The sequence below is a fragment of the Phenylobacterium sp. genome (assembly GCF_036495085.1).
Lineage (GTDB): Bacteria > Pseudomonadota > Alphaproteobacteria > Caulobacterales > Caulobacteraceae > Phenylobacterium.
This window is the reverse complement of sequence record NZ_DASXNL010000089.1, coordinates 20,909-30,475: the sequence shown is the minus strand read 5'-3', so window position 1 is coordinate 30,475 and position 9,567 is coordinate 20,909. Positions and strand designations below refer to the sequence as shown.

The window sequence follows — 9,567 nt, the reverse complement described above, 5'->3', positions numbered from 1 at the left end:
CATCTGAATGCAAGTTAATGTAGGGCGCCGTGGCGTAGACGCTGACGCGGCGCGACGTTAAAGCGCGCCTATGGCGATAGGCGTGTTCGATTCCGGCCTCGGGGGCCTCACCATCCATCGCGCCCTGATCGACCGTTTCCCGGACGCCGACTTCGTGTTCCTGGGCGACCAGGCCAAGGTCCCCTATGGCGGACGGACTGGCGAGGAGATCGTCGAGCTGACCAAGGCCGGGTGCGTGACCCTGTTCGAGCAGGGGTGCAGCGTGGCGGTCCTGGCCTGCAACACCGCCGCCTCTATCGCGCTCCGGCGCCTGCAGCAGACCTGGCTGCCCGGCTACCGCAAGGCGCTCGGTCGTCCGGTGAACGTCCTGGGCCTAATCGTGCCGACGATCGAAGCCGCAACCGGTCTTCCGTGGGAGCACGAGGCCGAGCGGCGCGGCGACAAGGTCGAGAAGCTGGACATCCTCGCCGTCTTTTCGACGCCGGCCACTGCAGCCAGCCGTGTCTACGAGATCGAGATCGACAAACGCCGGCAGGACGTCGCGGTTTTCTCACAGCCCTGTCCCGAACTTGCCGGTCGGATCGAAGCCGGCGCGCCGCGCGAGGAGCTGGCGGCGGCGATCCAGAGCCACGTGAAAGCGATCACCACCGGGATCGGCCGATCGCCGGACCGGGCGATCCTCGGCTGCACCCACTATGAGATCGTGGCCGACCTCTTTCGCGCCGCCCTGCCGCCCGACACGCCGCTTATCCATCAGCCTGAGGCGACAGCCGGCGCGCTGGCCCGCTATCTGGAGCGCCATGCCGAATATGATCCCGGACATGCCGGCGCCCGTCGCTTCCTGACCACCGGCCGCCCCGGCGTGCAATCGAGCCTGGTTGAAGCCTTCTGGGGAACGCCGTTAAGCTTCGAGCGGGCTTAGTTTAGGGATATTTCCGATGAAGACATTCTTCGGTTCGGTTCTGGCCTGCGCGATGCTGGCCGGCGCGGCGCGTGCCGAGGTGACGGACAAGTCGGCGGCCGGTTTCGAGGTCGTTGAAAAAGCGACGATCTCCGCGCCCATGGCAAAGGTCTACGCCGCGATCCTGACGCCGTCCGGCTGGTGGAGCAGCAGCCACACCTTCTCCGGCGACGCCAAGAATCTGACCCTCGACCCCGCCGCCGGCTGCTTCTGCGAGAAGCTGCCACATGGCTTCGTCCGCCATATGGAGGTCGTCTATGCCGACGGCGCATCGAGCGTGAGGCTATCGGGGGGCCTGGGCCCGATGCAGTTCACCGGGGCAAGCGGGCACCTGGGCTTTGCGCTCAAGCCCAATGGGGCGATGACGGACGTGACCCTCACCTACGACGCTGGCGGTTACGCCAAGGGTGGCCTCGCCGAAACGCTCTCGGCCCCCGTCGACAGGGTGCTGGGCGAGCAGGTGGTCCGGCTGAAGAAATATGTCGAGACCGGCAAGGCGGACTAAGCGGCCCCGGGTGTCCCCCGGTGACGGCGACCAGCGGGGTCTTCCAGGTACCAGGTAAAGGAGGCCCCCCTGCGGGCGGCGGGCCACCCGGGAGGGTTTTTCAGGCGGCCGCCGGCGCGGCCTCGCCGGCGAGGACCTGGCTCACAGCATTGACCACCGCTGCGATCCGCAACGCAGCCTGGATCTGCGGGGCCGTCACGCCGTGCCTTTTCAGTTCGGCCTCGTGGGCGTCGAGGCACATGCCGCAGCCGTTCACAGCCGAGACCGCCGTCGACCAGAGCTCGAAGTCAGCCTTCTCGACGCCGGGGTCGGCCAGCACGTTCATGCGCAGGCGAGCCGGCAAGGTCGCGTACTCCTTGTTCGTGAGCAGGTGGGTCGCGCGATAGTAGACGTTGTTCATGCCCATGACGCCGCGGCCGCCTTGGCGGCGTTCAGCGCAGCGTCCGATAGCCCCGCTTCGATGGCGGCAGATTCGACAGCCTTCACGACCGCGGGCGTACCGGCTGCATGGGCCGAGGCGACGAAGGCGCCCCACTTCTGCTGGTCGCTCAGCAGGGTTTCGGCGGCCAGGCTGGACAGGTTCAGACTGAGGTCCTTGGCATAGACGGGTAAGGTCTCGCGCAGGGCGTCGAGGGACATGGCGATCTCCAGAAAACGGAATGGTTGCGGGAGAGGCGCGAGGCGTCTCCCGCCTTCGAAGGCGTGCGTCAGGCCGCCTTCAGGGTTTCACCGCCCACCGCGCGGTTGCAGGGGCAAAGCTCGTCGGTCTGAAGGGCGTCGAGGACCCGCAAGGTGTCTTGCGGATTGCGGCCCACGTTGAGGTTCGTGACGTAGACGTGCTGCACCACGTTGTCCGGGTCGACGATGAAGGTCGCGCGATAGGCGACACCTTCCTCCTCATTCAGGACGCCGAGTGCGGTGGCGAACCTTCCGGCGCCGTCGGCGAAGTTCCAGATCGGGAGGTTGTGCAGATCGGGGTGTTCGCGCCGCCAGCCGAGCTTGGAGTGCTCGTTGTCAGTCGAGCCGCCAAGCACCACGGCGTCACGCTCGGCGAACTGCGGGTTCAGTTTGGCGAATTCGGCGATCTCCGTCGGGCAGACGAAGGTGAAGTCCTTCGGGTAGAAGAAGATCACTTTCCACTGACCTGGGAAGCTTTGCGGGGTCAGGGTCTCGAAGGCGCTCTCGCCGTCCTGCTCGCGGCGCATGAAGCCGGGCTTCACGCCCACGATCTTGAAGTCGGGCAGGGGTTGGCCAACCGTCAGCATTCTTGTCTCCAGTTTTGATCTTCGAGCGGGTCCCGGGGAGCGGCCCGCGTCGTCGGAGAGGGAGATGGGGCGTGGGCGATCCAATATCCAATCGATTGGCTATGGATTTTCGATAGAGCCAGCCTATCTTTCTGAGATGCTCCCGACCTTGCGCCAACTGCAGTATCTGAAGCTTCTCGCTGAGCAGGGCAGCTTCGGCCGCGCCGCCGAGGCTGCCCATGTCACCCAGCCCACCCTTTCATCGGGGATCCAGGAACTGGAGCGGACCCTGGGCGCGCCGGTCGTCGACAGGGCCCGCTCCGGGGTGATCCTGACCGCCGTCGGTGAGGAGGCTCTAAGGCGGGCGACCGTCATCCTCAACGAGACCGAGGAACTGGTCGAGGCGGCCAAGAACGCCGGTCAGCCCCTGACCGGTCGCTTCCGGTTGGGTGTGATCCCGACAGTCGCGCCATTCCTCCTGCCACGCGCCTTACCCTTGCTTCGCGAACGCTTCCCGAAGCTCCGGCTGTTCCTGCGCGAGGACCTGACCCAACGGTTGATAGCGGCCTTGAAGGCGGGTCAGCTAGACGCCGCCCTGATTGCGCTTCCCTTCGACATGCACGGCCTGAACTGGGCGCACGTCTCCGACGACGAACTGCTCGCCGCGATGCCGGCCGGTCATCCGCTGGCTCGCCTGAAGTCGGCCGACCCGCAGGCCTTGGAAACCGAAGACATGATCCTGCTGGAGGATGGCCATTGCCTGCGCGACCACGCGCTCGCCGCCTGCGGTCTGAAGCCGCCTAAGGCCGGCGCCGGCGAGGAAAGCTTCGCGGCGACTTCTCTTCCGACGCTCGTCCAGATGGTTGGTTCCGGCCTCGGCGTCACCTTCCTGCCGGCCATGGCGGTAGATGCCGGCCTGATCGACCCGGCATCCGTCGCCGTACGCCCGATCTCACCGGGCCACGCAACCCGCGAGATCGTGGTCGCCTGGCGAGCCGGCTCCAATCGCGCCGCCGAAGGCCGGCTGCTGGCCGGGGCGCTGCGCGAATGACAGACTAATTTCGACATATCTAAATAGGCTTGCGATCTCGATGCGGTTTAGATATATCGATACCCGTCCCGACAAAGGAGGGGACCATCGTCATGCACAGACACCATCATTTCTCCGACGACTGCCGCGAACGCCGCAGCCGTCACGCCTGGGGCGGCCGGATGGGCGCCCATATGGGCCACGGCCGCCAACGCGGCGGGCGCATCGGCCGCTTCCTCGAGCACGGCGACCTTCGCTTCGTGGTCCTGGCGCTGATCGCCGAGCAACCGCGCCACGGCTATGAGCTGATCAAGGAGCTGGAGGACCGCACGGGCGGCGCCTATCGACCCTCGCCTGGCGTGATCTATCCGACGCTGGCGCTATTGGAGGACGAGGGCTTCATCCGGCCGGCGGCTGGCGAAGGCGGCCGCAAGCTCTACGAGGCCACCGAGACGGGCCGCGAGGCGCTGAAGAAGAACCAGGCCGGGGTCGACGCCGTTTTCGCTCGCATGGCCGAGGCCGCCGAGGGGGCTGATTCCACCCGACCGCGCATCGCGCGCGCGATGACCAACCTCGGCATGGCTTTGGGCCAGCGCCTCTCGCGCCGCCCGATAACGTCCGAAGAGATCGACCGCATCGTCGCTATGATCGATGACACCGCCGTAGCGATCGAGAAGAGCTGAGAGCGGTTCGCCCAGCCCTAAGCGCGCTTTAGAGCGGGGCTCGGCGCCAAGCCGCAAAAGAAGTCGCGCTGACCTGGGCAGGCTCGCTTCGTCGGCTTACGACGACCGTTCCGGGAACGTTGGAGCGATAGACAGCCTCAATCCATCAGCTTCTGGGCCAGGTAGACGTAGTGCCTGGCCCAGCGGCGGGCGTTGAGTTCCGGGTCGGCGTCGTTGGCGTGGCCGCCGAATGTCTGCTCGTAGTAGAGATAGGGGATCCCCATCTTCTCAAGCATCGCGGCAAATTTGCGCGGGTGTCCAGGGTGCACCCGGTCGTCCCGCGTATTGGTTGTGATGTAGGGCTCAGGGTATGTCACCCCGGGCCTGAGATTCTGGTAGCCCGAGTATTTGGCGATGAAGGCGCGATCGGCGGGGACGTCCGGATCGCCGTATTCCGCCACCCATGATGCGCCCGCCGACAGGTGGTTGTAGCGCATCATGTCGATCAGCGGGCTCTCGATGACAATCGCGTTCCACAGCTCCGGATGCTGCGTCATTGAGACGGACATCAAGACGCCGCCGTTCGAGCGGCCGTAGATCCCCAGCCTTCGCGGCGAGGTGATCTTGCGGGCGAACATGTCCTTGGCGACCGCTGCGAAATCGTCGAAGGCGAGCTGGCGCTTTTCGCGCAGCACCGCGTCGTGCCAGGCTGGGCCGAACTCCCCGCCACCGCGGATATTGGCGATGACATAGGCGCCGCCGCGCTCCAGCCAGATCTTGCCCATCTCCGGAATATAGACGGGGGGCTTGGCGAGCTCGAAGCCGCCGTACCCGTACATGATGGTGGGCGTCGCACCGTTAGGTTTCATGCCTTTCGGCCGAACCAGGAAGTAAGGAACCCTCGTCCCGTCCGACGACGTCGCCCAGAACTGCTCGACCACATCCCTGGAGGCGTCGAAACGGGGAGGCAGTGTCTTGACCTTGGTCGCCGTGAACGCCGCGGCGTCGGCCAACCACAGCGAGGTGGGGTCGAGGAAGCCCTCCGCCGTGATGAACAACTGACTGTCGTCGTCCGACGCCGAGATCTCGTTCAGGTTGGCGTTCTTGGGTAACGGCAAGCGATGTCCGAGCCAGACGCCGGCCTTGTGGTCGTAGACGTCAACAGCACCCTTGACGTCCTCGAGCAGGACGATGGCCAGTCGGTCCTTGGTGCTGTCCACGGCCTGCACAGCATCGTGCGGGCCCGGCTGGAAGACGAGCTGCGGCCTGGCCGTAGCGACATCGCGCTTCAGCTCGGCGAGATCGTAGCTGATGACAGCGCCTGCGCCGAAGCCCTTCCAGGCCTCCTTCAGCGTGAAGACCACCTGGCCATCGACGTAGGTCGCCAGGTCCGCCTTCTTCGGCAGGGGAACCGGCGTCAGACCCTTGTCGCCCAGCAGGCTGAATTCGCGCTCGTAGAAGGTGATGGCGCGCTGGATGACAACGCCATCTGCGCGGCCATTTTCGCCAGTCAGCACCTCGCCGCTCACCTGCACGTCGCTCTTCGCCCCGCGCGCCACTTCCCGCGGCTCGCCGTCGCGCTTCACGATCTTGACCACGTACGGGTAGCCCGAAGCCGTCACTTCGCCGGGAGCCCACTCCCGGCTCACGATCAGCGTGTCACGGTCGATCCAGCTGACGTTCTGCTTGCCGCTGGCGAAGTGGAAGCCGCCGTCCACGAACTTGCGGGCTGTGGTGTCAAACTCACGATACTCGACGGCGTCGCTGCCCCCATCGGAGAGGAGCACGAGGCAGCGCGTCTGGGCGGGCTTCAGACAGCTCGCACCTTTCCATATCCAGTTCCTGCCCTCGGCCTGGGAGAGCGCGTCGAGGTCGAGCAGCGTCTGCCACTGCGGGCTCTCGGTGCGGTAGGACGACATCGTCGTATGGCGCCACACCCCGTGGACGTGCTGGGCGTCCTGCCAGAAATTGTCGATGCCGCCGGCCCTGAAGTGGGGCGTCGGGATGCGGTCCTGGGCGGTGAAGATCGCTCGGGCCTCGGCGTGGAAGGCGCCATAGCGGGGGTCGCCTTCGAGCCGCGGGGCCGACTTGGCGTTCTGACCCTCGACCCAGGCCAACGAACGGGGTGCGTCGATGTCCTCCAGCCACTGGAAAGGGTCGGTGGCGCCGACCGCGGTCGGGCCTTGCGCCTGGGTGATGCCGGGGACGAAGGCAAGCCCGACCAGGGCCCAAATGACGAGCTTCATGGCGATGCTTCTAGCGGGGCCGCAACGGCGCTGTCTCGCCTCACGTGCTTCTGGGTCCGTCTTCGCCTATATGTCCGCCCCCATGAGCCGTCCGTTTCTCAAGATGAACGGGCTCGGCAACGACTTTGTCGTGGTCGAGGCCCGCAGCGCGCCGTTCACGCCGAGCGCCGATGAGGTTCGCGCGATCGCTGACCGGGCGAGCGGGATCGGCTGCGACCAGCTGATCGCGATTGAGCCCGGTGAGGGCGTGGACGCCCGAGTGCGGTTCTGGAACTCCGACGGCGAGGAGGTCTCGGCCTGCGGCAACGGCACGCGCTGCGTTGGCTGGCTGCTGATGCAGGCGTCCGGCCAAGACCAGGCGGTGATCGAGACCAAGGCTGGACGGTTGGTCGCGAGCCGCGCGGGCGAACGGCTGGTCAGCGTCGACATGGGTCGGCCGGGTCTGGCCTGGCGCGACATACCGCTGGCCCGCGAACAGGACACGCGATCCCTCGACGAGCCGCTCTACGAGGACGAGGCCCTGGCCTCGTCGCCGGCCTGCGTTTCCATGGGCAATCCGCATGTGGTGTTTTTCACCCCCGACATCGACGCTGCGCCGATCAAGACCGCCGGCCCGATGGTCGAACACCATCCCCTGTTCCCCGAGCAGGTGAATGTCGGCTTCGCGCAGATCCTCGCCCGCGACCGAATCCGCCTGCGGGTCTGGGAGCGCGGCGCGGGCCTTACCAAGGCCTGCGGCACCGGGGCCTGCGCAGCCCTCGTCGCGGCGGCCCGCCGCGACCTGACGGAGCGCACCGCGACTCTGGTTCTGGACGGCGGCGAACTGCTGATCGAGTGGCGCGACGACGACCATGTGATCATGACCGGGCCCGCCGCGGTCGACTTCGCAGGCGACCTGCCGTGAGCGGCGACATCCATGACGTGGACGTCGTGACGTTCGGCTGCCGGCTGAACGCCTACGAAAGCGAGATCATCCGCAAGCAGGCCGCCGCCGATGGCCTCTCCGACGCCATTGTCTTCAACACTTGCGCCGTGACTGGGGAGGCGGTGCGCCAGGCGCGGCAGGCGATCCGCAGGGCGCGCCGGGAGCGGCCAGGCGCGAAGCTGATCGTCACCGGTTGCGCGGCCCAGATCGACCCCGCCGCCTTCGCGAACATGGGCGAAGTCGACCTCGTCCTTGGCAATGCGGAGAAAAGCGCTCCGGGCGCCTACGTCCCGCAGCCCGAGCTCGGTCGCGTACGGGTCAACGACATCATGAGCGTGCGCGAGACCGCCGGGCACCTGATCGACGGGCTGAAGGACCGGGCGCGGGCCTATGTCGAGGTCCAGAACGGCTGCGACCATCGCTGCACCTTCTGCATCATCCCCTACGGTCGCGGAAACTCTCGCTCGGCGGCCGCCGGGGAAGTGGTGGCGCAGGTCAAGCGCCTGGCCGCCCAAGGCTACCGTGAGGTGGTGCTGACCGGCGTCGACGTGACCAGCTGGGGCGCCGACCTGCCGGGGCAGCCCACCCTCGGCCAACTGGTCGGCCGCATCCTGAAGCTCGTGCCCGAACTGCCGCGGCTGCGCCTCTCGTCCATCGACGCCGCAGAGATCGATAACGACCTCATGCATTGCCTTGCGACCGAGGCCAGGCTGATGCCCTACCTGCATCTTTCGCTGCAGGCCGGTGACGACATGATCCTCAAGCGCATGAAGCGCCGCCACAGCCGCGCCGACGCCCTGAAGCTTGTGGCCGCAGTCCGCGCTGTGCGGCCGGACACCGCCTTCGGCGCCGACCTGATCGCGGGCTTCCCCACCGAGACCGAGGCGATGTTCGAGAACACGCTCTCGCTGGTCGAGGAGGCCGACCTGTCGTTCCTGCACGTCTTCCCGTTCAGCCCCCGCCCCGGCACGCCGGCCGCGCGAATGCCGCCGGTTGCTCGAGCGGCTGTCAAAGATCGCGCCGCGCGCCTGCGGGCCGCCGGCGAGGCCGCGCTGACACGCCACCTGAACCGCCAGGATGGCCGCAGGCTCTTGGGCTTGGTGGAGCGCGACGGCGTGGCTCGCGCCGAAGACTTCACCGAGATCGCCTTCGCGGGCGCCGCGGCGGTGGGCGAGATCGCGGCCCTGATGGCCACCGGCCACGACGGCAAACGGGTAATTGCGAAGCTCGCCGAGGCCGAACGGTCCCCGCGACGTGCTCGGGTTATCGCCTGAGGGATAGTCCGGGCCCGACGCCTCAGGGCGCGGAGGTCAGGGTGCTAGCCCTCGGCGTCCGTCTGTCCGCCGAAGCCCGGCAGCGACCACTTCCACAGGATCGCGCCCGCTCGCAGCGTAAGCGCCATCACAAATCCCGCCACGCCTGCCGGCGCCGTCGGCGTCCCGACAAGACCCAGGACAACGAAGGTCGCCGCCCCGGCCAGGGCCGGCGTGACGTAAAGCTCGCGCCGCAGCAGCACCGAGGGTTCGTGGGCCAGCACGTCGCGGATCACGCCGCCGAAGGTGGCTGTCAGGACGCCCATCACGATGGCCGACACCGGCGGCACGCCCAGCGAGCCCGCCTTCAGTGCGCCGACCACGGCGTATGCGGCCATGCCCAGCGCGTCGAGCCAGGTGAGGATGCTGCCCCGAAAGCGTCTCGGCCCGACGATCCAGACCGCCGCGGCCGCCGTAAGACAGACCACCAGATAGGTCGGACGGCCCACCCAGAAGACCGGCGCCCCGATCAAGACGTCCCTCAGCGTGCCGCCGCCGACGCCGGTCACCGCGGCAAAGAATCCGAACGTTATGATGTCGTGCTTGCGCCGCGCGGCGGCCAGCGCACCGGTCGCCCCGAAGACGGCGACGGCGCCGTAGTCGAGCGCAGTAAGGGCTACAGCCAAGCGGTCCATGGTCGCGGACCCTGCAAGCGCGCGTGACGCCGTGCAAGCGGCCCGC

At 67.3% G+C, this 9,567-nt stretch carries 9 protein-coding genes and 1 pseudogene; 6 read left to right on the top strand and 4 right to left on the bottom strand.

Going from position 1 to position 9,567, the window contains the following annotated elements:
* Positions 1 to 70 precede the first annotated feature (70 nt).
* Both VGI62_RS10610 and VGI62_RS10605 read left to right on the top strand, forming a co-directional pair.
* Entirely contained in the window at positions 71 to 922 is an 852-nt protein-coding gene (locus tag VGI62_RS10610) for an aspartate/glutamate racemase family protein (protein ID WP_331504452.1), read from the top strand.
* Between the two features lie 16 nt (positions 923 to 938).
* The gene (locus tag VGI62_RS10605) at positions 939 to 1,466 is read left to right on the top strand and encodes an ATPase (protein ID WP_331504451.1); all 528 of its coding nucleotides are present in this window, start codon (positions 939 to 941) and stop codon (positions 1,464 to 1,466) included.
* 100 nt (positions 1,467 to 1,566) lie between these two features.
* Here the strand turns inward: VGI62_RS10605 and VGI62_RS10600 are convergent.
* Together VGI62_RS10600 and VGI62_RS10595 are read right to left on the bottom strand one after the other, a co-directional pair.
* Positions 1,567 to 2,105: pseudogene (locus VGI62_RS10600) on the bottom strand (carboxymuconolactone decarboxylase family protein).
* 68 nt (positions 2,106 to 2,173) lie between these two features.
* A complete protein-coding gene (locus VGI62_RS10595) occupies positions 2,174 to 2,731 on the bottom strand; it encodes a peroxiredoxin (RefSeq protein WP_331504450.1) in 558 nt (185 codons plus the stop codon).
* A gap of 136 nt (positions 2,732 to 2,867) precedes the next feature.
* Here VGI62_RS10595 and VGI62_RS10590 point away from each other — a divergent pair, with 136 nt between their 5' ends.
* Both VGI62_RS10590 and VGI62_RS10585 read left to right on the top strand, forming a co-directional pair.
* Positions 2,868 to 3,761 carry a hydrogen peroxide-inducible genes activator gene (locus tag VGI62_RS10590; RefSeq protein WP_331504449.1) on the top strand — a complete coding sequence of 298 codons (894 nt, stop codon included), beginning with the start codon at positions 2,868 to 2,870 and terminating at the stop codon, positions 3,759 to 3,761.
* Between the two features lie 92 nt (positions 3,762 to 3,853).
* Positions 3,854 to 4,423 (top strand): PadR family transcriptional regulator, encoded by a 570-nt coding sequence (locus tag VGI62_RS10585; protein WP_331504448.1) that lies wholly within the window; start codon positions 3,854 to 3,856, stop codon positions 4,421 to 4,423.
* A gap of 137 nt (positions 4,424 to 4,560) precedes the next feature.
* On the opposite strand, the gene VGI62_RS10580 is transcribed toward VGI62_RS10585, so the two are convergent.
* Positions 4,561 to 6,648 (bottom strand): prolyl oligopeptidase family serine peptidase, encoded by a 2,088-nt coding sequence (locus VGI62_RS10580; protein ID WP_331504447.1) that lies wholly within the window; start codon positions 6,646 to 6,648, stop codon positions 4,561 to 4,563.
* An 82-nt stretch (positions 6,649 to 6,730) separates the two neighbouring features.
* On the opposite strand from VGI62_RS10580, the gene dapF reads away from it, so the two are divergent.
* Positions 6,731 to 7,552 (top strand): diaminopimelate epimerase, encoded by an 822-nt coding sequence (gene dapF, locus VGI62_RS10575; protein ID WP_331504446.1) that lies wholly within the window; start codon positions 6,731 to 6,733, stop codon positions 7,550 to 7,552.
* Positions 7,549 to 8,847: a tRNA (N(6)-L-threonylcarbamoyladenosine(37)-C(2))-methylthiotransferase MtaB gene (gene mtaB, locus VGI62_RS10570; RefSeq protein ID WP_331504445.1), complete on the top strand. Its 1,299-nt coding sequence runs from the start codon at positions 7,549 to 7,551 to the stop codon at positions 8,845 to 8,847. The genes dapF and mtaB overlap by 4 nt, the downstream gene beginning before the upstream one ends.
* Before the next feature lie 44 nt (positions 8,848 to 8,891).
* Here the strand turns inward: mtaB and VGI62_RS10565 are convergent, their stop codons facing one another.
* Entirely contained in the window at positions 8,892 to 9,521 is a 630-nt protein-coding gene (locus VGI62_RS10565; RefSeq protein ID WP_331504444.1) for a trimeric intracellular cation channel family protein, read from the bottom strand.
* Positions 9,522 to 9,567 lie beyond the last annotated feature (46 nt).